The organism is Halopseudomonas sp. (genome assembly GCF_038130085.1).
Taxonomy (GTDB): domain Bacteria; phylum Pseudomonadota; class Gammaproteobacteria; order Pseudomonadales; family Pseudomonadaceae; genus Halopseudomonas.
The window spans coordinates 1-20,708 of sequence record NZ_JAYPMU010000020.1; the positions used below are offsets into that span (position 1 = coordinate 1).

The window sequence follows — 20,708 nt, forward strand, 5'->3', positions numbered from 1 at the left end:
TATACTCGGGGCTGGGTACTCAGGCAGATGGCTGATTTGTGCAGCGTTTCCTTAGCGCTTTGGGTGTGTGAGCCCTTTGACGGGCAGCCGGCGTCGGTCGGCAACGGGGTGATGGTGGCCCTTGCCGCGCCCGACTGGAAGTCGGTTCGTGCCTTTCATGCCGCTGCGCTGGCAAACGGTGGCAGCAGTGAAGGCGAGCCGGCGTTGCGCGAGCACTACAACCCGGATTTCTACAGCACCTACGTGCGCGACCCGGACGGTAACAAGCTCGCGGTGGTGTGCCGAGGATTTGTCCACGATCCGGACTGAGGGTGGGGTCACCAGACTGGACAACGCAGAGCGTTGCGTGTCGACTTGGGAAGGGATGATGCCCAAGGAGCCCTCTTCATGCACCACGCTCAGCTGATAGCCTTCGCGCGCTACAACCAATGGATGAACCAGCGGCTCTACGGCCTTTGCGAGGGGCTGGGGGAGGCCGAACGGCGCGCGCCCCGAGGCGCCTTCTTCAGTTCAATTCACGGCACCCTTAACCACCTGTTGCTCGCCGACCACCTGTGGATGGGGCGCTTCACCGATGAGCCTTTTGCCGCGACGGCGCTGGACGCAGAGTTGTATGCCGACTTCTCCGACCTGCGCAGCGAGTGTGACGCGTTGGATGCGCGGATCATCGACTGAGTCGACAACCTGCCACCGAGCCGCCTGACGGCCGAGTTGCGCTACACCAGTCTGGTGAATCCAGAGCCACGTAGCTACCCGCTGTGGCTGGCGCTGACCCACTTCTTCAATCATCAGACCCATCACCGCGGGCAGCTCACGACGCTGCTATCGCAATTGGGAACCGATCCGGGTGTAACTGATCTGATCCAGATGCCGGGGCTTGCCGCGGTTACTCAGAAGATTGATCAGGAGACGGTGATGTCTGCAGCTGATGAAGTACTGGCATTCTGGTTCAGTGAACTGCAGCCCGCCCAGTGGTGGAAAAAGGACCCGGAGCTGGACGGTCTGATTCGCAACCGTTTCGGTGAGGTGCATGAACGGGCGGTACGCGGCGAGTTGATGAACTGGCGCGGCACGGCGTTGGGCAGGTTGGCCGAGATCATTGTGCTCGATCAGTTTTCACGCAACATCTGGCGCGATACGCCGCGGGCGTTTGCCAGTGACGGGATGGCCCTGGTGCTGGCGCAGGAGGCGGTTGCCGAGGGTGCCGATCAGCAGCTACCGGTAGCGTGGCGTGCCTTCCTGTACATGCCGTTTATGCACAGCGAATCGTTGCCGATGCATGAGCAGGCGCTGAAGTTGTTCAGCACGCCCGGCCTGGAAGATAACCTGCGCTTCGAGCTGCGGCACAAGGAGATTATCGAGCGCTTCGGCCGCTACCCGCATCGCAATGCGATTCTGGGCCGGCCCAGCAGCGCGGAGGAAGCGGCCTTTCTGCGTACCAAGGGCAGCTCTTTCTAGAAACTGTACCGGTGGTCGTGCGGCAAATTGTGCCGCGACGAACCTGCGCGGGCTGACGTAAGTTGGAGTTTTTGCCGGAGAAACGCCATGCAACTGCCGATCTATCAGGTCGACGCCTTTACCGACACCCTGTTTGGTGGCAACTACGCTGCCGTTGTGCCCTTGGCAGACTGGCTGCCGGTTGCGCAGATGCAGGCGATTGCCGCCGAGAACAATGTTTCGGAAACCGCCTTTGTGATCGCTCTGGGCGATGGCGCCTATGCGATCCGCTGGTTTTCGCCGCTGGCTGAAATCGACTTCTGCGGTCACGCCACGCTGGCCGCCGCGTTTGTGTTGTTCCGACTGAACCCGAACGCGCAGCTTCTGCGCTTCCGAGCCCCGGCGGTGGGCGAGCTGAGCCTCAGCCGCGAGGCCGACGGACTGATCCACATGGATGCGCCGCGACTGGCGCCGGAGCCGGTACAGGAGCCCCCCGCGCTGCTGTTCGACGGGCTGTCGATGAGGCCTGAAGCGGTATTGGTCAACCGCCAGGCCTGGTTTGCGGTCTACGCTGACGAGGAGCAGGTGCGTGCGGTCGAACAGGATCCGGAGCTGATCCGTCAGTTGGCTCCGCGCGATGTTGTGGTTACCGCGCCCGGGCACGACTGTGACTTTGTCTCGCGTTATTTTTGGCCCGCCAATGGTGGGCTGGAAGATATGGTAACCGGGTCTATTCATGCCGGGCTGGCGCCCTACTGGGCCGAGCGGCTCGGGCGTACCGAGTTGAAAGCGTTGCAGGCTTCCGCCCGCGGCGGCGTGCTGTATTGCAAGGTGGAGACCGAGCGGGTCCGCATCAGCGGCTACGCAGTGCTCTATCTCGAGGGCTGCATTCATTTGCCGGATTGAGACCCAGGCAACCATGCTGGGCCTGGTGAACGGCTATGCTTGCAGCATTGAACTGGACATGGAGATGCAGGATGAAAGCAAGACAGGCGGCTCTGGCGGCCGGCATGATCAGCGCCGCGTTGCTGGCAGGGTGCAGTAACCTTGAGTCAACCGAGCCGGAGGTGGTCGCGCCCGAGCAGGGCATTCCGCAGCGTGGGGTCATGATTCTGCAGTGTGGTGGCGCACCGGTGCGGGTCACCCTGACCGGTGAGCAAGCACTGATCGAGGCGATGCAGGGCCGGTTTCTACTGGAGCGAGTGGTAACGGCATCTGGCGCGCGCTACGAAGCGCCGAGCGACAGTTCGACCAGTTTCTGGAACAAGGGCGACAAGGGCCTGCTGACTATCCGCGGCGAAAGTCTGCCGGAATGTGAGCCGGCCGGTGCGCTGGTGTTGCAGGCGGGTGAGTGGGTGGTCGAGGACATCAACCGAGGCGGCATCATTGACAGCTCGAGGGTGACCCTCAATTTCGGCAACGATGGCCGCGTTACCGGCCGCGCGAGCTGCAACAACTACGTCGGAGCCTATCAGGTCGATGGTCGCAATCTGCAGTTGAGCCAGCTGGCAACCACGCGCCGTGCCTGCGCGCCAGCGCTGGACCAGCAGGAAAGCCGCTTTGTGCAGACCCTTGAGCAGATTGACCGCTTCCACCTCGACGAAACCGGCGCCTTGCTGCTGGAGAGCGACGAGGGCGGTTCCCTGAAAGCGCGGCTGGAGTAAGATGGCAGCGCCGCTATCGGGCGGCGCACCATAACCATAACAACGGAGTACCGTGATGCTGCTGCTGATTCTGGGCCTGATTCTCTTTCTGGGCATGCACTCCGCCCGCCTGTTCGCCGCTGAAAAGCGCGCGTCCTTCATTGCCGCCAAGGGACCGCTGGCCTGGAAAGGCATCTACGCTCTGGTCTCGATCGTCGGTTTCGTCCTGATCATTTACGGTTATGGTCAGGCGCGGATGAGTCCGACCTGGCTGTGGATCTCGCCGGTCTGGACACGCCATTTGGCCGCGTTGCTGACCATTCCTGCTTTTATCCTCATCGTCGCGACCTATATCCCGGGCTCTTGCATCAAGGCGCGGGTAGGCCATCCGATGCTGCTGGGGGTCAAGTTCTGGGCGTTGGCGCACTTGATCGCCAATGGCTCGCTGGCCGACCTGCTGCTGTTCGGCGGCTTCCTCGCTTGGGCGACCGCGCTGTTTGTGGTCTCGCGCAAACGTGATCGTGTTGCCGGTGTCAGCTACGGCAAGGGCAAACCGATGATGGATGCGGTGGTTGTGGTGGTTGGCCTGGTCGCTTGGGCAGCCTTCGCGTTCTATCTGCATGGGGCCTGGATCGGGGTGAAACCGATGGGTGTGTGATCTAGGCAGGCACAAAAAACCCGCAGTGATGCGGGTTTTTTGTTGGTTGATCGGGGTTGTCGAGGTGATCGTCACTTTCGGTTGACCGCTTTCTGCACCGGGCTGTTGTCGAGCCTGATTTTCGCCTTCCCGGCGAGCCAAGGGGGGCTGCTTGCCCAGCCCCCCTTAGCGATCCCCCGGGGCACCCGGCTACGCGGCCCTGCGGGTTCGCTGTGTTGCTCGGCCTGACGGGGAGTCATAAAACTCGTCGCTGCGCTCCTCAGACATCCTATGACTCTTTTTCCCGTCAGGCCTGCGCTACTCGCCCGCGCAGACGGGAGGAACCCCGGTGCCCACTTCACCATTCGAGCATTTGGCAAATCGCCCCGGATATATACTCCGGCGTATCTCCCGGGCCTGATCGAAAAAGCGATAAAAACCCGCATCGCTGCGGGTTTTTAGTTTGCTCAAATCAGACTGACATTACTGCCCGGTCTTGATCCGGTTCCAGGCGCGGGTGCGCACACGCTCGGCGGCCAATGGCAGCGGTTTGAGCGTGAACAGGCGGGCCTGTACCTCTGCTGGCGGGTAGGCGCCGGGGTTGTTGCGCAGGCTTTCGTTAACCAGTTCGGTTGCCGCTGCGTTGGGGTTGGCGTAGCCCACCAGGTTGCTGATTTCGGCAACCACGTCGGGTTTGAGCAGGTAGTTGATGAAGGCGTGGGCTGCAGCCGGGTTGGGTGCGTCCTTCGGAATCGCCATCAAATCGAACCAGACCTGTGCGCCTTCCTTGGGAATCCGGTATTCCAGGTGAACGCCGTTGTTCGCTTCCTGAGCACGCGAGTTGGCCTGCAGGATGCTGCCCGACCAGGCTACTGCAACGCAGATTTCACCGTTGGCGATGTCGTTGAGAAAGCGCGAGGAGTTGAAGTAGCGCACGTAGGGCTGGATCTTGCTCATCATCGCGACCGCGGCGTCGTAGTCTTCGCTCTTGGTGCTGTTCGGGTCCAGACCCAGATAGTGCAGGGCGCCCGGCAGGATTTCTGATGGTGAGTCAAGGAAGGCCACGCCGCACTCGGCCAGCTTCTCCATGTTCTTTGGATCAAACACCAGTGCCCAGGAGTCGACCGGGGCGTCATCGCCGAGCACTGCGCGGACCTTCTCCGGGTTGTAGCCGATACCGTTGGTACCCCACATGTAGGGCACGGCGTACTGGTTGCCGGGGTCGCTGCCTTCGAGCACTTTCATCAGGTCGGCATTGAGGTTGCCAAGGTTCGGCAGCAGGTTTTTGTCCAGCGGCTGGAAGGCGCCGGCCTGACGCTGTTTGGCGAGAAAACTGTCGCTCGGGACGACCACATCATAGCCTGACTGGCCCGACAGCAACTTGGCTTCCAGCACCTCGTTGGAGTCGAAGGTGTCGAGGGTCGGGGTGATGCCGGTTGCGGCCTGGAAGCCGTCCAGGGTGGTCTGCGGGGTGTAGTCGAACCAGTTGTAGATCTTCACCTGATCGGCGGCCATGGCACTGAATGACAGCGCCGCCAGCGGGGCGATTAGCCCCAGTTTGCTTGCCAGTTTCATTGTGCTGCTCCTTGAGTCGATACAGTAGCGTCAAAAGCGGTGAGGACGTTGACGGCGTTGATGCCGATCTCTTCGACGGCGTAGCCGCCCTCCATGACAAACAGTGTTGGCAGCCCCAGCCCGGCAATCAGCTCGCCCATCTTCAGATAGTCGGGGCTGTCGAGTTTGAAGCTGGAGATCGGGTCGGCCAGGTAGGTGTCCACGCCGAGCGAGACGATCAGATAATCGGCGCCAAACCCGGCGATCTGCCGCAGCGCATCGCGCAGTGCCTGCGACCAGACCGTCCAATCGCTGCCGGCGGGCAGCGGGTAGTTGTGGTTGTAGCCAAGCCCGGTGCCTTCGCCGCGCTCGTCGGCGTAGCCGGCAAAACAGGGGTACTCGTTGCGCGGGTCGCCGTGAATCGAGGTGAACAGCACGTCCGGGCGCTGGTAGAAAATGTCCTGGGTGCCGTTGCCGTGGTGGAAGTCGACATCGAGGATGGCGACCTTGCTGGCGCCCTGATCGAGCATGGCCTGCGCGGCAATGGCGGCGTTGTTCAGGTAGCAGTAGCCGCCCATGTAGTCGATACCGGCGTGGTGCCCCGGTGGGCGGCACAGGGCGAAGGCGCTGTGGGCACCGGCGCACAGGTGAGCCTGGGCGCTGAGCGCGACCTGAGCGCTGCTGTAGATGGCCTGCCAACTGCCCGCCGTCAGCGGCGCGCCGACGTCAAAGCTGTAGTAGCCAAGCTGACCGTCGATGTCTTCCGGGCAGCGTGATGGCATGCGCCGCGGCGGCCAGGCCAGTGGCAGCATGTCGTGGCTGCGGCCGATAGCGCTCCAGCGCGGCCAGGCGCTTTGGATAAAGTCGACAAAATCCTGGCTGTGCACCCGCTTGATCGGCCCCAGACCAAAGTCCTGCGGCTCGCTGATCGGCCCTAAACCGGTTCGTTTCACCTGTTCCAGCACCATATCGGCGCGTGAGGGCATCTCGAAGCAGGGCATCAGCTGGCCGTTGTTCAGTTCGGCGTTGGCGTGGTGCAGTCGATGGTCGTCACTGTAGAACGTCTGCATGGTAAATCCTGTGGCTGGTGACTCGGTTGCCATTGATCATGGCGCGCACCGTGGCCGCAGGAAATGCTGCAGAGGGACAGAAAAGGGATCGAAACGGACAGCAATGTGGCCGGCGAAATCCGTTTTGATCGCGTCAGAGTTGGCCGTAAGCGTGGGGGTGGTTCTGCCGCCAGGCACGAGGCGTGGTGCCGGACCAACGCTGGAAGGCATGGCGGAAACTGGCGGTTTCGCTGAAACCGAGTTGTTCGGCAATCGCGTAGATGGGCATCTGCTCGTGGTTGAGCAGCAGCTTGGCGCGCTGGAAGCGCAGTTGGTCAAGCAACTGCTGATAGCCGCAGCCAGCACGCTGCAGGTGCCGACGCAGGGTGCGGGTGGTGCAGTGCATCTGATTGGCCAGCTGCTCCAGCGTTGGCGGTGCTTCGAGCTGTTGCGCGAGCTGCGCGCTGAGCTGGCTGACCAAGGCCGAGGGTTCCGGACGGAAGCTGTCCTGTACGGTCTGGCAGTGGCGTTTGGCTTCAAAGTGGGTAACCGGTTCTGCCAGCGGCAAGACCGCATCCAGCGAGCCCGGCGCAAACACCAGCCGCTCAGCATCCTGGCCGGTATGCAGTGGGCAAGAACCGAAATAGAGCGGGTAATGATCACCGTGGGCGGGCTGATTACTGCTCAGGTGCACCGCGCTCAGTTGCAACTGGGCGCCAAGGGCGTCATCCAGCATCGCCTTGATTGACGACAGACACAGCTCGACGTTGAACAGGCGCAGGCTGGGCGACTCGTGATAGTGGTCGGCCCGCAAGGCCAGTTGGCCATCGGCCAGAGTTTCCAGTTGCAGGCGGAAGTAGCTGCCGAGCAGCACCGGAAACGCCAGCATGACCTGCAGGGCATCGAGCAGTGTGGGTGCCGAGAGCATCGCGTAGCCCAGCTGACCATAGGCCGAGACGCGCATGCGTTGGCCGAGCTTCAGGCCGATCAGCGGGTCGGCCGTCAGCGCGACTGTATTGGCAAATACGATCTGTTCCTGTTCCGGGGTGATCAGCAGGGCAGGGGTTTGCAGGTCCGCCTGGCTCAGGCCGCTGCCTTCCAGCACCGGCTCGACCGGCAGGCCGTGTTCTGCCAGCCAGCAGGCAATCAGACAGGTGCTTTGCAAGCTGATCAGTCGCAGGTCTGGTGCCTGACAGGAAATGTCGTGATGGGTCATGGTGACTCTCTTGCTGCTCTGCTGCTTTCAGTGAAGCACAAAGGGTGCCAGTCCACCGGCCAGCGCTGACCGTGCAGCGACCGGGTGGATGTGCTATGACTCCTCAGGCTTGCTACACCGCTGACAAGGACACCTGCATGCGACTGACTGCGATTCCCTCACGTTATCTGACCTGGCTGCTGTGTGCGCTGGGCGCCCTGATCAGCCTCGGCCTGACTTTACTCTCGCCGCTCTGGTGGTTGCTGGCGGCGCCGCTGCTGGCGTTGGCACTGCTCGGGGTGTGGGATGTGGTGCAGCGCAAGCGCACGGTCAGTCGCAATTACCCGGTGGTCGCGCACTTCCGCTACCTGCTCGAATCCATCGGGCCAGAGCTGCGCCAGTACTTCATTCAGTCCGACACCGATGAGCTACCGTTCTCCCGTGAGCAGCGCAGCGTGGTCTACCAGCGCGCCAAGAATGTGCTGGATAAAAAGCCGTTCGGCTCCTTGGTGCACATGAACGAAGACGGCTACGAGTGGCTGAACCATTCGCTGGCGCCGGTGCACATTGCCGACAGCAACTTCCGGGTGCGGGTTGGCAGCCACCCGAAAACCACCCAGCCCTACGACGTCAGTGTGTTCAATATCTCGGCGATGAGCTTTGGCTCGCTGTCGGCCAACGCGATTCTGGCGCTCAACACCGGGGCGAAGAAGGGCGGCTTTTATCACGACACCGGCGAGGGCTCGATCTCGCGCTACCATCTGCGGCCCGGTGGTGATCTGGTCTGGGAAATCGGCTCGGGATACTTCGGCTGTCGCGCGCCGGACGGCAGCTTTGACGCGGAGCTGTTCGAGCGCAACGCGCGGCTGCCACAGGTGAAGATGATTGAAATCAAGCTGTCGCAGGGCGCCAAACCCGGGCACGGCGGTATTCTCCCGGGCGCCAAGGTGTCGGCAGAAATCGCCGAGGCGCGCGGAGTGCCGCAGGGGCAGGACGTGGTCTCGCCGGCCGCCCACTCGGCCTTCCGCACGCCGCTGGAGTTGATGGCGTTTATCGCCAGACTGCGTGAGCTGTCCGGCGGTAAACCGGTCGGCTTCAAGCTGGCGATCGGGCACCCGTGGGAATGGTTCGGTATCGTCAAGGCGATGATCGAGACGGGCGAGCACCCGGACTTTATCGTGGTCGACGGCGGTGAGGGTGGCACCGGGGCAGCGCCACTGGAGTTCATCAACCGTCTCGGTACGCCGATGACCGATGGTTTGCTGCTGGTGCACAACACCCTGGTCGGAGCCAATCTGCGGGAAAAGATTCATATCGGTGCCGCCGGCAAGATCACCACGGCGTTCAATATCGCTCGCACCCTGGCTATCGGCGCTGACTGGTGCAACGCGGCGCGTGGCTATATGTTTGCGCTGGGCTGCATTCAGAGCCTGAGCTGTCACAGCGGCAAGTGCCCGAGCGGTGTGGCAACGCAGGACCCTGACCGCAGCGCCCGGCTGGATGTGGCCGACAAGAGTGAGCGGGTCTATCACTTCCATCGCAATACCGTGCTGGCGCTGGCGCACATGCTGGAGGCCGCGGGTCTGAATCACCCGAGCGAGCTGGGGCCGGAGCATATGATCCGGCGAGTCTCACGGGCAGAGGTGCGGCCTTACAGCGAGCTGTTCGAGTTTCTTGAACCCGGCGTGCTGCTGGACGGGCGGGCGGAAATTCACCTGTTCAAGAAGTACTGGGCCCAGGCCCGGTCCGACAGCTTTGCGCCGCCGGACTACATGCTCAAGCTGCGCGAAACCAAAGTGCGCTGATCTGACAGGTTTATTTCGTCGCGGCTTCCTGTGCCAGCAGGGCAAAGGTCGCCAGCCAATGGCTGCCCATATAGTCGTCCTGCAGATGGTCAATTGCGGCAGCCAAGTGGGCGTCGGCCGCAGCGCGCAGGGATGGACGTGTTGCTGAGAGTTGGAACCAGCACCAGGCGCGGCTGAGGTTGAGTCCGTCCAAATGGGCGAGCTTGCCGTCGCTGCGCTCACCTGCATTGACTGGCTGGAACAGGGTGGCCGGTTGCTGCTTGGCAAGCTCTGGCAGAAACGCTGCCAGCCAGTCGTCGAAGGCCTTTCCCTCGAGCAACTGCTGCATCAGCACCGCCTGCTGCAGCGCTGGGGACAGAAAGTCCTCACCACCCGGTTCACCCCAGGCCGTGCAGTGGGTGTCGGCAGCAAACCAGTCGAGAGCGCGCTGGCGCAGCAGCGCATCGAGTGCCGTGTCGCCCGTTGTCGCGGCGTAGTCCAGTGCCAGCAACAGGGCAAAAGCGGTGTTGTTGTGCTGGCCGCTGCGGATGGGGTAGGGCAGGCGCGGAAGGTAGTCCAGCAGGCGCTTGCGCAACAGCTCAGCCAGCGGTTGCAGCCGCTTGGCGGCCTGCCCGGCGACTGGCTCATTGCTGCGCAACAATTCGGCCTGCAACTGCAGCAGCCAGGCCCAGCCGTAGGGGCGCTCAAACCCGGCGCCCTGGCGCTCGAAGGTGGCCATTTCGGTGGCGACAGCGTGGTCGCTGATGCAGGCGAGACGCTGGCGGATGGCATCGGCTTCCGGCAGCGCAGCCGCGCGGTTCAGCACCCGAACCAGCAGCCAGTGGCTATGCACGCAGGAGTGCCAGTCGTAGCTGCCGCAGAACACTGGGTGGGCTTGCTCGGGTGGTTGCCAGTCGGCAGCGCGCAGCAGGCGTTGCGGCCCGCTATGCGGATAAGTGCGGGTGATGTGTCCGAGAGCGATGTGCGCCAGTGAGGCGTAGGCCGGCGCCGCGGTCATCTCAGCGTACCGGCTGCCAGTCGATGTCGCGCAGCAGCCAGCGGCCGTCCGTGTCTTCCCACAGCAGACGAATATCGTACTGGCCTGCGCTGTTGGGGATCAGACGCTCGGCACCGGTCAGGGTGACGCGGGCCTGGCTTTCGGCGCGTTGGCTGTAGGTTGGATCTATCTCTGTTTGCTGGCGCGTGACCAGCACGTTGATGCGTTGGTTGCGCAGAAACATCAGCCGCAGGGTGCGGTCGGCCCAGTCTTGGTCGTACTGGCTCTGGGCAATGAACTCGGGGTGCAGCAGGTCCATGACTGCGCGCCGGTCGCGCTCTTCTATGCCGTTCTGCAGTTGGTCGATGGCCTGATTCAGGCGTTCGTCCGGGCTGGACGCGCCGCAACCGAAGAGGCTCAGGGCAAGCAGGGCGGCAAGCAAAAAACGCATAGGTGACAGCGGCCTCGCGGGTCAGTAATGTTGGGGCTTCCAACGTGAGGCGCGCGGCGATGGTGCCGGCGCAGGCCAGGGAGCCCATCATGCAGCTGTTGTATCCGGAGATCAAACCTTACGCCCGCCATGAGCTGGCAGTAACACCACCCCATGTGCTTTACGCGGATGAAAGCGGTCAGCCCGATGGCCTGCCGGTGGTGTTCATTCATGGTGGTCCCGGAGCTGGCTGTGATGCGCTGAGCCGCCGCTTCTTCGACCCTTCGGTCTACCGCATTGTGACCTTCGATCAGCGCGGCTGTGGCCGCTCCACGCCGCACGGCAGCCTGGAAAACAATACCACCGCGGATCTGGTCGCCGACATGGAAGCGCTGCGTGAGCAGCTGGGCATCGAAAAGTGGGTGTTGTTCGGCGGCTCCTGGGGCTCGACGCTGGCGCTGGCTTACGCTCAGGCGCACCCTGATCGGGTACTCGGCATGGTGCTGCGCGGCATCTTCCTGTGCCGTGAGCAGGACATCCGATGGTTTTATCAGGATGGCGCCAGCCATGTGTTCCCCGATTACTGGGAAGACTATTTGAGTCTGATTCCTGAGGAAGAGCGCGCCGACATGGTCGCCGCCTACTATCGTCGGCTGACCGGTGACGATGAAATCTGCCGCATGCACGCGGCCAAGGCGTGGTCGGTCTGGGAGGGGCGCTGCGCTACTCTGCGCCCCAGCCCGCAGGTGATCGAGCGCTTCAGCGATGCCCGCCGTGCCTACGCGATTGCCCGCATCGAGTGTCATTACTTCGCCAACAAGACCTTCCTTGCTCCCAATCAGTTGCTCGACAACATGGACCGCATCGCCCATATCCCGGGCATCATCGTGCACGGCCGTTATGACATGGTCTGCCCGCTGGATAACGCCCACGCGCTGCATCAGCGCTGGCCCGGCAGTGAGCTGAACATTATCCGTGATGCCGGTCATGCCGCCTCCGAACCGGGTATTGCCGATGCGCTGGTGCGGGCTACCGGCGATATGGCCCGTCGGCTGCTTAATCTGACACCGCAGGCCGAGTGATATGAAGGGATTGCTGCAACGGGTGCGTCAGGCCCGGGTTGAAGTCGACAGCGAGATTGTCGGGGCAATTGATCAAGGGCTGCTGGTGCTGGTTGGTATCGAGCCGCAGGATACCGAGGCCAGTGCCGACAAGCTGCTCAAGCGCCTGCTTGAGTATCGCGTCTTCACCGATGCAGACGGACGCATGAACGATTCGCTGACCGACGTGCAGGGCGGCCTGCTGCTGGTGTCTCAGTTCACCCTGGCGGCGGATACCCGCAAGGGGCGTCGCCCCGGCTTCTCCACCGCTGCGCCGCCGGATCGGGCCGAGGCGCTGTTCAATTATCTGGTAACGCAGGCGTGCGCCCTGCACCCGCAGGTGGCGACCGGGCGTTTCGGGGCCGACATGCAGGTGCATCTGGTCAACGACGGGCCGGTAACCTTCATGCTGGAGATCTGAACGCCTTTGGTTCAGGCAACCGGGTACACCCGGGTCCAGACAGTCAGCAGCATGGCTGCGGCCAGCGCCCATGCCAGCGCGCCCAATGCCAGGGTCACGGCCAGTGTAAAGCGTTCACTCAGCAGCACGATTGAGCACAGGTAAGCCGCGTAGGGCAGCAGCGACCAGAGGCCGAAGATCGCCGTACTGCGCAGGTCACTGGCCAGTCGCTCGCTGCCGACAATGTAGTGGGCAATGATCGCGAAGGTCGGAAACAGCGGCACCAGGCCGGCTACATAAAAGCTCTTTGTCTTCGCCAGCAGGGCAATCAGCAGCACTGCGAGCGCACCCAGCACACATTTGAGGGCAAGGGACAGCATGTGGATAGATCCGGGACAGTAGGGACAGGGAATCCCTGAGCAGGGGCAGGACGCCAGAACGCTGCTCATCGGTGGCGAATGTATGCCGCGCCGAGATCGCCGTCAATCAGCTGCAGAGCGGGTGCTGACGGCAGGCGACCAACGGCAGCCCCGCGGCCACCGTCGGTGTGTTGGGTCAGCTGCGGGCGGCCGCTTCGATCCAGTCCAGGCGGTCTTGGCCGAAGAACATTTCACCATCCACAAAGCAGGTCGGTGCACCGAACACGCCGCGACTAATCGCTTCCTCGGTCGCGCTCTTGAGCTGTTCCTTAACGGCCGGGGCGCTGGCCTTGGCCATCACCTCGGCAGGGTCAAACCCGGCCTCGATCAGCACCTTGCCGACCACCTCGGGCTCACCCATGTTCAGCTCGTTGACCCACATGGCGTTGAAGGTTGCCGTCAGCAGACGGTCGAACTCCGGCGTGCCCTGATAAGCCGTGATCGCGCGCATCAGTTGCAGGGTGTTGATCGGGAAGAAGGGATTCTGGTTCAGAGTCACGCCATAGCGTTTGGCGTAGCGCTGCATATCAATGCGCGAATACGCGCCCTTGGCTGCGACGGTCGCCGGCGAGCTGTTGCCGGTGGCCATGAACACACCGCCGAGCAGCATGGGCTTCAGGACCAGGTTGGCACCGGTACGTTCGGCAATCGCCGGGAGCTGGGTCCAGGCCAAATAGCTGGCCGGGCTGCCGACGTCAAAATAAAACTCGATGGTCTTGCTCATGTGTCTCTCTCCGGAGCGGGATTAAAAGGTTTCCATCCACGGACGCAGGTCCAGCTCGTGGGTCCAGCTGTCACGCGGTTGCGCGTGAATGGCCCAGTACTGGTCGGCGATATGATCGGGGTTGAGGATGCCACCCTGATCTTTCAGCGCATACCGCTCGGGGAAGTTGTCGCGGATGAAGGCGGTATCGATGGCGCCGTCGATGATCGGGTGGGCGACGTGGATGCCCTGCGGCCCCAGCTCGCGGGCCATGCTCTGGGCCAGCGCACGCAGGGCGAACTTGGCGCCGGCGAACGCGGAGAAACCCGACCCGCCGCGCAGTGAGGCGGTGGCACCGGTGAAAATGATCGTGCCCTTGCCGCGCGGCAGCATGACCTTGGCGGCTTCACGGCCGGTAAGGAAACCGGCGAAGCCAGCCATCTCCCAGACCTTGCGATACACCCGGGCGGTGGTGTCAGTGATGCCAAAGCGGACGTTGGCACCGATGTTGAAAATTGCCACTTCAATAGGGCCGATCTCTCGTTCTATGTGCTCGAACAAGCCAACCATTTCTTCTTCGCTGCGGGCGTCGCAGCCGAACGCGTGGGCCTTGCCGCCGTCCGCCTCGATCTGGCTGACCAGTTCGCTCAGGCTGTCGGCATTGCGGCGGGTCACACAGAGGGTAAAGCCTTCTCGAGCAAAGCGGCGAGCGATAGCGCCACCGGTGGCATCACCGGCACCGATCACTACCGCTACGGGTGTGGCTGCAGTCATGAGAGATTCCTCGATTATCTATGGTTCTTTTTTGGAACTGACTTGATAGTGGGTTTCATTTTGGAACTTGTCAAGCTACGCTGCAGACAGTAACCGGAGGAGATACTCATGCGCTGGGAAGAACTGGGCGAGCAGCCCTGCTCGATGTCACGCACGCTCGCCGTGGTTGGCGACCGCTGGACGCTGCTAATTCTGCGCGACTGCTTTCTCGGCGTGCGCCGCTTTGATGCCTTCGAGCGGCGCATTGGCCTGACCCGCCACCTGCTGGCTGATCGGCTGAAGAAACTGGTCGAGCATGAGGTACTGGTCAAGGTGCCGTATCAGCAGCGCCCGCTGCGTGAAGAGTATCGATTGACCGACAAGGGGCTGGCCCTGCATCCGGTGATTCTGTCGCTGGTCAGCTGGGGTGATACCTGGATGGCCGATGAGCGCGGCGCGCCGATCGAGCACTACCACAAGGGCTGCGGCCAGCGCATGAAACCGGTGATGGTCTGCTCCGAATGTGCTGAGCCGGTTGGCCCGCGGGATGTCGAGGTGCGTGCCGGTGCGGCCTTTGGCGAGGACGTGGAAAAGCTGCTGGCGGGCTGAGCGTCACGCAGCCCTACCTTGCGCTGCTATAGCTCGTTTGCGAATTTCCTCCTCAAGCTGTTGTGCGCTGATTTTCAGGCCGTTGAGCGCGATTTGAAAAGGCGGGGCTGGTTTGTTTTTTCGCTCGCCCAGTAGCCAGCGTCTGGCGGGAGAAAGCCGCTGCAGATAGTCTTGGGGATTGCGCACCCAGACCATTACAAGCTTGATGTTATGGCCTTCGACAGCGCGAGCGAAAATGATGTCGCTCCAGTAGATCGTACCGACCTTCAGATATTTATAGGTCAATCCCCTGTTGTCGAGAACCAGTTCCGGACCGGCGTTAAGAAGACGGTACAGCGACCCAAAAAACATGAGCAGAACCGCCAGCAGACTGACCCAGAACAGGGGATCGGATCGTTGCTCCTGGCTTGCGGACATGAACAGAACGATACCTCCCAGGCTGGCGAGGTTGATAAGTGAGAACTGTAGTTTTGAGACATGGATGTTGAGCGTGTCCATCGGGCGCTTCCTGTGCCGTGATTGGATTCCCTGCCGCGAATGCGACTGACGACTATACCCGATCTGGTTTGCAGCAGGTTGCGGTGGGTGTAGATGGCTCTGGGTTGTGCGAGGAAGGACTTGGAAAGAGCGTCCGGTCGACAGGCGTCGACCGGAGCGCGGGGCATCAAGGCATGCGGTACATCGCGCACAGCTTGTTGCCGGACGGGTCGCGCAGGTAGGCCAGATACAGCTTCATGCCGTTGCCTTCGCGTACGCCCGGCGGATCTTCACAGTCGGTACCGCCCGCAGCCAGACCAGCAGCGTGCCAGGCGTCGGCCTGTTCCGGGCTCTCCATGGCAAAGCCGATGGTGCTGCCGTTGCCGCAGCAGGCCGGCTCACCATTGATCGGTTTGGTGATGGCAAAGACGCCGGTGGGAGTCATGTAGAAGATGCGGCCCTTGGGGTCGGCAAAGCCGGGCTTGCAGCCGACAACGCCGAGGGTGGCATCGTAGAACGCCTTGGATTTTTCCAGATCATTGGCGCCAAGCATGATGTGACTGAACATCGGGTGGTCCCTTCTTGTTGGTGTTGTTTTGGTGCTACTTCGCCTCAAGCCTCCGCGTAAGCCGCGTTGGCGTCAATGCCTCCGTAGGGGGAGATTGATCGGCCATAAGGCGCATTTATTGATCAGTCACTGCTGTGCAGCGCGAACAGTTCTTCGCCGGTGAGCTGCTCGGTGCGCTGGGCGAAGCAATAGAACGCAGGCTTCTGATCAATGAAAACTTCACGGTTAAGCTGCCAGCCCTCCTGCTCGTCGAACAGACCGACCGGAATGGCGTAGAAGGCGTGCTCGCGCAGACGGTAAAACAGGTGGGTGCCGCACTCCTTGCAGAAGCCGCGCTCGGCCCAGTCCGATGAGGCATACACGCCGATATGCTGCTCTCCGCTGCAGTCGACTGGCTGATCGCTTTCGACCGCGAGCAGCGGGCCGCCGCCCCAGCGTCGACAGGTCGAGCAGTGGCAGGCACCTACCTGATCGTGGTTGATGGAGGCGCGCAGGGTAACCGCGCCACACAGGCAATGCCCTTCGAGGGTTTTGATCGGTGACATGGCTTGGCTCCCAGTGATGATGCCGGACTCACGTCAGCATAGCTGAGCCAGCCCCGTGGCGGGGCTGGCGGGCGCACCTGGTTCTGGGATGGGGCGTCAGGCGATCAGGTCGGCGAACGGGGTGTCGCCCTGATACAGCTCGTAGATGGTGTTGCGGCTTTGCCCGGTCTTGACCACGTGGGCGATGATGCGTGCGGTATCGGCGCGGCTGATGTGCTGGCGCTCGGCATCTTCAGGTCGACGGGTGGTAATGCAACCGGTGGCCGTGTTGTCGGTCAATCGGCCCGGACGCAGAATGGTGTAAGGCACGCCTGAGCGTTGCAGGTATTCATCGGCAAAGCACTTGGCAATCAGATAGGGCTTGATTGGCGAATTGCCGCGGTCGGGGTTGTCGGCTCCTCGTGAGCTGACCATGACGAAGTGCTTGAGGTGGTGTTTGAGGGCGTAGTCGACGGCCTTGCGCGCAGCCCAGAGATCGACCAGCAGGGTCTTGTCTGCGCCGGTGCTGGCGCCGGAACCCGCAGTAAAAATGACGCGATCACAGCCGGCAAAGGCGTGTTCGAAGTCGCTTTCCAGATCGCCCTCGATGATCTCCAGCCCGTCGATACCAGCCAACTTGCCGGGATTGCGGGTCAGGGCGACGACGTTCAGGCCTGCCTGCTGCAGCAGCGGCAGCAACTGCAGCCCAATTTGACCGGTACTGCCGATAACCAGTGTCTTGCTCATGGAGCGACATCCTCACCTGTGTTTCACACCCTCGGGGAGTGCGTTTGTTGTTATTGGCGCATCGTCGACGGTGATGGTCAGCGGATGCGGGTAATGCGTACCAGGCGGTTCCCTTCGAACTCAAGGCTTTGGTAGTTGCCGCGAATCTGGTAGATCCATTCCTCAATGTTCATGACTCGTATGCGGTCATTCAACTGCACACTGTCGACGTAGCCGATGACCTCGCGCGATATGGGCTCGCCGCAGGACTGCAGCACCTCGAACTTGAGATCGCCCTCGTCGACGATATCGGTACCACAGCGTAGCGCGTGGGCAGGCAGGTTGAAAAGGGTTGTCAGCAACGCGGCCAACAGGGCCGTTCGGCGTGATCTGGTTAGCATCCCGGGGTCCTCCGGTCGATGGCTGTGCCTGTCCCGATAGTCCCACCGGCTCCGGCCCCGTGCAAGGGCCGGAGTCGAGCACAGTGATGGCGCAGAGCGCTCTTCAGAGCGCCGCGGCTTCTGCCTCGTAGTTGGCGTAGGAGTGCTTGAGGGTGGCGTGGTTGAGCAGCATTTCGGCTTTGAGTACCTCGCCGCTGGCGTCATAGATGCGCGACAGCACCCAATAGGACTCGGTGCGCTTGCTCTCGGACAGGGCGACGATTTCGCGGCGAATCAGGTAGTCCTCGCCGACCAGCAGCGGGCCGTCGATCATGCGGATTTCCTGATCGGCGAACAGACCGATAACCGGTTGTTTGACGGGAAACTCGGCTTCCTTGCTGGTGTACTCGGCGAGCACGCTGACCATTTCGGTGGGGATCACCGCTCGGCCCCAGGGCGTGCTGCTGGCGTCGGAATACCAGGGCGAGTTTTCGGTGATGCCGGCCAGCTTCTGGTTCAGTGAGAACGGATAGAGTTTGCCCATGTGCTGATCGGGGTCCATGCGTACTTTCTCGTCTGCGGCGCCTTTCATGCCAACGTGCAGATCCGCCAGGATCACCAGCTTCTCTGGCGCTCGCAGCTTGGCCATGCGCTCGTACAGCAGGCTTTCGCCCGGCGCAGCGCCGATACTCGCACTGGCTTCCAGAACCGGCGTGCCGTCGGCCTTCTCGGCCCAGCAGCGCACGCGGGTCTGGCCCGGGGCGGGGCGCTCGACGAAGGCACGTACCTGTTCGCCTTCGACCACCATGTTCTGGAAGTGCGAGGAGAAGCAGCCGCGCTCAAACCACGCCTGGCCCCAGATTTCTACCAACAGCGGGGTGAACTGGCTGAAGTGGGTCGGACCTTCGATCGGGCCGGCGCGAAAGCCCAGCTTCTCGGCCATGCTGTCGTCGTGGATCGAAGAGTGACCGCTGTATTCCTGGTCGGCCAGCATCTGCTTGGGCTCGCGCAGCGGGCCGCAGAGGTAGAGGGGAGTATCGAAGCTCATGAGGCTGTCTTCCTGAAAGGGTGGATAGCTGCACGGCCATTGGCACGTGCCTGAATGAACGATCGAGTTTAGGCGGCAGCTCGGGATGGCGGCAAATGCTCTGTGGCGCGCTATTCATCGGGGTTATCGACATGCTCGGGAGAGCGCAGGTCAGGGTTTGGACGGTCGCACTATCGGGTTATGATGTCCGGCACGCCGCCGCTGCGGTATTGCTCAAGGAGCTTCACATGAAACTGTTCAAGTACAGTGCCCTGCTGGTTGCGGCCGCACTCCTCAGCGCCTGCGGCGGTCACGACTTCGAGGGCGTCTACGAGAGCCGGGCCGGCTCCAGCAACGAGGTGCTCAACGCCTTTGCTGAGATGGCTGGGGCGGATCGTCTGGTGATTGGTGACGACTACATCGAGTCCGAAGGTAAGCGCACGACCTTCGATGATATCTTCGAGCGCGAGTCGGCGGGCAAACGCTATCTGGTGTTCAAGAGCGGCGAGACCGAAGAAGTCTGGACCATCGTCGATGACAAGACCCTGATGCAGGGTAACGAGCTGGTCAACATCAAGCTGGTGCGAGTGGAATAGTCCCTCGCCTCAGCAGGCCGGACGGCTTGGTAAAAAGGGTTCCGTAGTATGGCGACTCAAAGCGCTGATTTGACCTTCCCGGCACTCAGCGGGGAGATGTTGCAGGCCTATAACAACCTGGTTGGCACGCTCTACCGCTGCCTGCACGACAGCTCTGGTTTTGAGCCCTTCTTCAACGCCTTTCGGGAGCATTTCAAAGCCCTGCAGGGCGGCATTCTCGGTGTTTCCAGCAAACCTCAGCGGCTGATCTACGGCTGGACCTTCGGTTATCCGGAGGGCTTTGAGGCCTGGTATATGAACAGTGATCTGCCGGAACGGGACGAAGCGCTGAGTCGCTACGTGCAGTTGCCTCCACGTCAGTTTGATTCGTTCATGCGTGGCAGCACCGAGGGCACCATTCTCGACATCCTTGGCCCCGAGAGCCGCGTCTGGGCTGAGCAGGTCGGCATGGGTGATAGCGCCGGGATGCTGGTTGCCCGTGACCCCGGCAGTAATGTTGTATTCATGGCCAATCGGCACCGGGATCATGGACCCTACACCCATGACGAGTTGATGCAGATGAACTTGCTGGCGCCGCATATCGAGAACGCGGTGGCGCTGCATCTGAAGCTCTATCAGTCGAGCAACAACAATGAAAATCTTGCGCTGGCGATGAATCACGTTAACAAGCCGTTAATCGTATTCAACGCCCTGGCCAGCGTCGCACAGGCGAATGACGCCGCCCGAGCGCTGCTCGAGCGCAGCGGCACACTGTACATTGACGATCATCAGCGGTTGCAGAGCCGGAACCCACAGGTGGCGCGCAAGTTGGGTGCCGCGCTGAGCACCTGCATCCTTCACTCGCATCAGGGCACGCTGGATACCCGCACTCTGTTTGTTGAAACCGGCGAGGAGCGGATTGCACTTTGCCTGACGCCCCTGGTGGCCGAGAGTGTCGAGAATAACGGCGTGCTGGTCGAACTGTTCAGTTTCAGCAACCATCAGGCGCCGGATCTGCAGCGACTGCAGCAACTGTTTGACTGTACCCCGGCAGAAGCGGGGGTAGCGGGCGACCTGATTCAGGGGCTGAGTGCCAACGATATCGCCGAGAAACGTTTCATCTCGGTCCACACCGCGCGGCAGCACATCAAGAACCTGCTCGGCAAAAACGGCTACCGCAAGCAAACCGAGCTGGTTTCCATGCTGGTTCGGGCATTGGGCTAGTTGTAGTCGAGCAGAATCTCGCTACCTTGCAGGTCGTCAGCCGATGCCGCTGGCTGCAGCGACGGGTTGAGCGGATAGCCTTCGGCGGTCGCCTTGAGCACCACATTGCCCTGACCCTTGGCGTGCACTATCAGGTCCCGCCAGCCCGCACTGTGCTGCGTGGACACCGACAGCGGTAGCTGCACGACCGTGCTTCTGGACAGCAGCGAGAAACCCTCGGGACTGCCCTTGAACACGAACAGCGTGCAGCCGGCCGACCCGCACCAGTCAGAACCCAGCGCATAGACCAGAGCATCATCGAAGCCGTCGGCGTTGAGGTCGATGACTGCACGCTGATGCGCCGGCACGTCCTCACCGAACTGATCAGCAAGCGCACTTTCTAGAGGCGGCGGTGATTCCGCTGAAGCGCAGGCGGACAGCGCAGCAACGATGACGAATAGAGCAGCTTTCATATCTTCTGGCTCTCTAGGAAGGAGCTATAAGCATAATCCGGCGCC

Annotated in this window: 25 protein-coding genes and 2 pseudogenes; 12 read left to right on the forward strand and 15 right to left on the reverse strand. The window is 62.0% G+C overall.

Translation table 11 applies throughout. The annotated features are described in order from the left end of the window. From AAFM31_RS13810 to AAFM31_RS13835, 6 genes and pseudogenes are all read left to right on the forward strand, one after another. A pseudogene (locus tag AAFM31_RS13810) lies at positions 1-309 on the forward strand (VOC family protein); the annotation flags it as partial. 78 nt (positions 310-387) lie between these two features. Further along, positions 388-855: pseudogene (locus tag AAFM31_RS13815) on the forward strand (DinB family protein); the annotation flags it as partial. 60 nt (positions 856-915) lie between these two features. Then, positions 916-1,458: a DUF924 family protein gene (locus tag AAFM31_RS13820; RefSeq protein WP_341708567.1), complete on the forward strand. Its 543-nt coding sequence runs from the start codon at positions 916-918 to the stop codon at positions 1,456-1,458. Between the two features lie 99 nt (positions 1,459-1,557). Then, the gene (locus tag AAFM31_RS13825) at positions 1,558-2,343 is read left to right on the forward strand and encodes a PhzF family phenazine biosynthesis protein (protein WP_341708568.1); all 786 of its coding nucleotides are present in this window, start codon (positions 1,558-1,560) and stop codon (positions 2,341-2,343) included. Between the two features lie 71 nt (positions 2,344-2,414). Next, entirely contained in the window at positions 2,415-3,101 is a 687-nt protein-coding gene (locus AAFM31_RS13830; RefSeq protein WP_341708513.1) for an META domain-containing protein, read from the forward strand. Between the two features lie 55 nt (positions 3,102-3,156). After that, positions 3,157-3,738: an NnrU family protein gene (locus AAFM31_RS13835; protein WP_341708514.1), complete on the forward strand. Its 582-nt coding sequence runs from the start codon at positions 3,157-3,159 to the stop codon at positions 3,736-3,738. A 462-nt stretch (positions 3,739-4,200) separates the two neighbouring features. Here the strand turns inward: AAFM31_RS13835 and AAFM31_RS13840 are convergent, their stop codons facing one another. From AAFM31_RS13840 to AAFM31_RS13850, 3 genes are all read right to left on the reverse strand, one after another. Next, on the reverse strand, positions 4,201-5,292 hold the full coding sequence (locus AAFM31_RS13840; RefSeq protein ID WP_371833039.1) for a polyamine ABC transporter substrate-binding protein: 1,092 nt from the start codon (positions 5,290-5,292) through the stop codon (positions 4,201-4,203). Next, complete coding sequence (locus AAFM31_RS13845) at positions 5,289-6,341, reverse strand: histone deacetylase family protein (protein ID WP_341708515.1); 1,053 nt, start codon at positions 6,339-6,341, stop codon at positions 5,289-5,291. Before AAFM31_RS13845 ends, AAFM31_RS13840 begins: the two co-directional genes overlap by 4 nt. Before the next feature lie 133 nt (positions 6,342-6,474). Further along, positions 6,475-7,536: an AraC family transcriptional regulator gene (locus AAFM31_RS13850; protein WP_341708516.1), complete on the reverse strand. Its 1,062-nt coding sequence runs from the start codon at positions 7,534-7,536 to the stop codon at positions 6,475-6,477. 137 nt (positions 7,537-7,673) lie between these two features. On the opposite strand from AAFM31_RS13850, the gene AAFM31_RS13855 reads away from it, so the two are divergent. Then, a complete protein-coding gene (locus AAFM31_RS13855) occupies positions 7,674-9,320 on the forward strand; it encodes an FMN-binding glutamate synthase family protein (RefSeq protein WP_341708517.1) in 1,647 nt (548 codons plus the stop codon). A 10-nt stretch (positions 9,321-9,330) separates the two neighbouring features. On the opposite strand, the gene AAFM31_RS13860 is transcribed toward AAFM31_RS13855, so the two are convergent. Continuing rightward, the gene (locus AAFM31_RS13860; protein WP_341708518.1) at positions 9,331-10,317 is read right to left on the reverse strand and encodes a DUF2891 domain-containing protein; all 987 of its coding nucleotides are present in this window, start codon (positions 10,315-10,317) and stop codon (positions 9,331-9,333) included. 1 nt (position 10,318) lies between these two features. Then, positions 10,319-10,747: a hypothetical protein gene (locus tag AAFM31_RS13865; protein ID WP_341708519.1), complete on the reverse strand. Its 429-nt coding sequence runs from the start codon at positions 10,745-10,747 to the stop codon at positions 10,319-10,321. 89 nt (positions 10,748-10,836) lie between these two features. Here AAFM31_RS13865 and pip point away from each other — a divergent pair, with 89 nt between their 5' ends. Both pip and dtd read left to right on the forward strand, forming a co-directional pair. Next, positions 10,837-11,808, forward strand: coding sequence for a prolyl aminopeptidase (gene pip, locus AAFM31_RS13870; protein ID WP_341708520.1), 972 nt, complete (start codon positions 10,837-10,839; stop codon positions 11,806-11,808). Position 11,809: 1 nt separating this feature from the next. Further along, complete coding sequence (dtd, locus tag AAFM31_RS13875) at positions 11,810-12,247, forward strand: D-aminoacyl-tRNA deacylase (RefSeq protein WP_341708521.1); 438 nt, start codon at positions 11,810-11,812, stop codon at positions 12,245-12,247. A gap of 11 nt (positions 12,248-12,258) precedes the next feature. Here the strand turns inward: dtd and AAFM31_RS13880 are convergent, their stop codons facing one another. From AAFM31_RS13880 to AAFM31_RS13890, 3 genes are all read right to left on the reverse strand, one after another. Then, positions 12,259-12,603 (reverse strand): GlpM family protein, encoded by a 345-nt coding sequence (locus AAFM31_RS13880; RefSeq protein WP_341708570.1) that lies wholly within the window; start codon positions 12,601-12,603, stop codon positions 12,259-12,261. A 178-nt stretch (positions 12,604-12,781) separates the two neighbouring features. Beyond that, complete coding sequence (locus tag AAFM31_RS13885) at positions 12,782-13,369, reverse strand: 2-hydroxychromene-2-carboxylate isomerase (RefSeq protein WP_341708522.1); 588 nt, start codon at positions 13,367-13,369, stop codon at positions 12,782-12,784. Between the two features lie 21 nt (positions 13,370-13,390). After that, positions 13,391-14,122, reverse strand: coding sequence for an SDR family oxidoreductase (locus AAFM31_RS13890; protein WP_341708523.1), 732 nt, complete (start codon positions 14,120-14,122; stop codon positions 13,391-13,393). Between the two features lie 108 nt (positions 14,123-14,230). Here AAFM31_RS13890 and AAFM31_RS13895 point away from each other — a divergent pair, with 108 nt between their 5' ends. Then, positions 14,231-14,710, forward strand: coding sequence for a helix-turn-helix domain-containing protein (locus tag AAFM31_RS13895; protein ID WP_341708524.1), 480 nt, complete (start codon positions 14,231-14,233; stop codon positions 14,708-14,710). A gap of 3 nt (positions 14,711-14,713) precedes the next feature. Here AAFM31_RS13895 and AAFM31_RS13900 read toward each other — a convergent pair whose 3' ends face one another. The 6 genes from AAFM31_RS13900 to AAFM31_RS13925 all read right to left on the reverse strand — a co-directional run bounded on the left by AAFM31_RS13900 (position 14,714) and on the right by AAFM31_RS13925 (position 18,433). Further along, complete coding sequence (locus AAFM31_RS13900) at positions 14,714-15,208, reverse strand: STM3941 family protein (RefSeq protein WP_341708525.1); 495 nt, start codon at positions 15,206-15,208, stop codon at positions 14,714-14,716. 166 nt (positions 15,209-15,374) lie between these two features. Continuing rightward, on the reverse strand, positions 15,375-15,755 hold the full coding sequence (locus AAFM31_RS13905; RefSeq protein WP_341708526.1) for a VOC family protein: 381 nt from the start codon (positions 15,753-15,755) through the stop codon (positions 15,375-15,377). A gap of 122 nt (positions 15,756-15,877) precedes the next feature. Beyond that, positions 15,878-16,300, reverse strand: coding sequence for a GFA family protein (locus AAFM31_RS13910; protein ID WP_341708527.1), 423 nt, complete (start codon positions 16,298-16,300; stop codon positions 15,878-15,880). Between the two features lie 96 nt (positions 16,301-16,396). Further along, entirely contained in the window at positions 16,397-17,026 is a 630-nt protein-coding gene (locus AAFM31_RS13915) for an SDR family oxidoreductase (protein WP_341708528.1), read from the reverse strand. Between the two features lie 77 nt (positions 17,027-17,103). Then, positions 17,104-17,406, reverse strand: a complete 303-nt coding sequence (locus AAFM31_RS13920; protein ID WP_341708529.1) for a DUF2845 domain-containing protein — start codon at positions 17,404-17,406, stop codon at positions 17,104-17,106. 103 nt (positions 17,407-17,509) lie between these two features. Beyond that, positions 17,510-18,433 (reverse strand): hypothetical protein, encoded by a 924-nt coding sequence (locus tag AAFM31_RS13925; RefSeq protein ID WP_341708530.1) that lies wholly within the window; start codon positions 18,431-18,433, stop codon positions 17,510-17,512. 227 nt (positions 18,434-18,660) lie between these two features. On the opposite strand from AAFM31_RS13925, the gene AAFM31_RS13930 reads away from it, so the two are divergent. Next, positions 18,661-19,008, forward strand: a complete 348-nt coding sequence (locus AAFM31_RS13930; RefSeq protein WP_341708531.1) for a hypothetical protein — start codon at positions 18,661-18,663, stop codon at positions 19,006-19,008. Between the two features lie 48 nt (positions 19,009-19,056). Beyond that, a complete protein-coding gene (locus tag AAFM31_RS13935) occupies positions 19,057-20,211 on the forward strand; it encodes a helix-turn-helix transcriptional regulator (RefSeq protein ID WP_341708532.1) in 1,155 nt (384 codons plus the stop codon). Here the strand turns inward: AAFM31_RS13935 and AAFM31_RS13940 are convergent. Beyond that, complete coding sequence (locus AAFM31_RS13940; protein ID WP_341708533.1) at positions 20,208-20,663, reverse strand: hypothetical protein; 456 nt, start codon at positions 20,661-20,663, stop codon at positions 20,208-20,210. The genes AAFM31_RS13935 and AAFM31_RS13940 overlap by 4 nt on opposite strands. Positions 20,664-20,708 lie beyond the last annotated feature (45 nt).

Excerpts from the sequence above, each read along its gene's own strand:
- AAFM31_RS13925 (WP_341708530.1), bottom strand. The coding sequence starts at position 18,433 with ATGAGCTTCGATACTCCCCTCTACCTCTGCGGCCCGCTGCGCGAGCCC.
- AAFM31_RS13915 (WP_341708528.1), bottom strand. The coding sequence starts at position 17,026 with ATGAGCAAGACACTGGTTATCGGCAGTACCGGTCAAATTGGGCTGCAG.
- AAFM31_RS13855 (WP_341708517.1), top strand. The coding sequence starts at position 7,674 with ATGCGACTGACTGCGATTCCCTCACGTTATCTGACCTGGCTGCTGTGT.
- AAFM31_RS13835 (WP_341708514.1), top strand. The coding sequence starts at position 3,157 with ATGCTGCTGCTGATTCTGGGCCTGATTCTCTTTCTGGGCATGCACTCC.
- AAFM31_RS13910 (WP_341708527.1), bottom strand. The coding sequence starts at position 16,300 with ATGTCACCGATCAAAACCCTCGAAGGGCATTGCCTGTGTGGCGCGGTT.
- AAFM31_RS13935 (WP_341708532.1), top strand. The coding sequence starts at position 19,057 with ATGGCGACTCAAAGCGCTGATTTGACCTTCCCGGCACTCAGCGGGGAG.
- AAFM31_RS13840 (WP_371833039.1), bottom strand. The coding sequence starts at position 5,292 with ATGAAACTGGCAAGCAAACTGGGGCTAATCGCCCCGCTGGCGGCGCTG.
- AAFM31_RS13865 (WP_341708519.1), bottom strand. The coding sequence starts at position 10,747 with ATGCGTTTTTTGCTTGCCGCCCTGCTTGCCCTGAGCCTCTTCGGTTGC.
- AAFM31_RS13850 (WP_341708516.1), bottom strand. The coding sequence starts at position 7,536 with ATGACCCATCACGACATTTCCTGTCAGGCACCAGACCTGCGACTGATC.
- AAFM31_RS13890 (WP_341708523.1), bottom strand. The coding sequence starts at position 14,122 with ATGACTGCAGCCACACCCGTAGCGGTAGTGATCGGTGCCGGTGATGCC.
- AAFM31_RS13845 (WP_341708515.1), bottom strand. The coding sequence starts at position 6,341 with ATGCAGACGTTCTACAGTGACGACCATCGACTGCACCACGCCAACGCC.
- dtd (WP_341708521.1), top strand. The coding sequence starts at position 11,810 with ATGAAGGGATTGCTGCAACGGGTGCGTCAGGCCCGGGTTGAAGTCGAC.
- AAFM31_RS13900 (WP_341708525.1), bottom strand. The coding sequence starts at position 15,208 with ATGGACACGCTCAACATCCATGTCTCAAAACTACAGTTCTCACTTATC.
- AAFM31_RS13820 (WP_341708567.1), top strand. The coding sequence starts at position 916 with ATGTCTGCAGCTGATGAAGTACTGGCATTCTGGTTCAGTGAACTGCAG.
- AAFM31_RS13920 (WP_341708529.1), bottom strand. The coding sequence starts at position 17,406 with ATGCTAACCAGATCACGCCGAACGGCCCTGTTGGCCGCGTTGCTGACA.
- AAFM31_RS13830 (WP_341708513.1), top strand. The coding sequence starts at position 2,415 with ATGAAAGCAAGACAGGCGGCTCTGGCGGCCGGCATGATCAGCGCCGCG.
- AAFM31_RS13905 (WP_341708526.1), bottom strand. The coding sequence starts at position 15,755 with ATGTTCAGTCACATCATGCTTGGCGCCAATGATCTGGAAAAATCCAAG.
- AAFM31_RS13860 (WP_341708518.1), bottom strand. The coding sequence starts at position 10,317 with ATGACCGCGGCGCCGGCCTACGCCTCACTGGCGCACATCGCTCTCGGA.
- AAFM31_RS13930 (WP_341708531.1), top strand. The coding sequence starts at position 18,661 with ATGAAACTGTTCAAGTACAGTGCCCTGCTGGTTGCGGCCGCACTCCTC.
- pip (WP_341708520.1), top strand. The coding sequence starts at position 10,837 with ATGCAGCTGTTGTATCCGGAGATCAAACCTTACGCCCGCCATGAGCTG.
- AAFM31_RS13895 (WP_341708524.1), top strand. The coding sequence starts at position 14,231 with ATGCGCTGGGAAGAACTGGGCGAGCAGCCCTGCTCGATGTCACGCACG.
- AAFM31_RS13940 (WP_341708533.1), bottom strand. The coding sequence starts at position 20,663 with ATGAAAGCTGCTCTATTCGTCATCGTTGCTGCGCTGTCCGCCTGCGCT.
- AAFM31_RS13885 (WP_341708522.1), bottom strand. The coding sequence starts at position 13,369 with ATGAGCAAGACCATCGAGTTTTATTTTGACGTCGGCAGCCCGGCCAGC.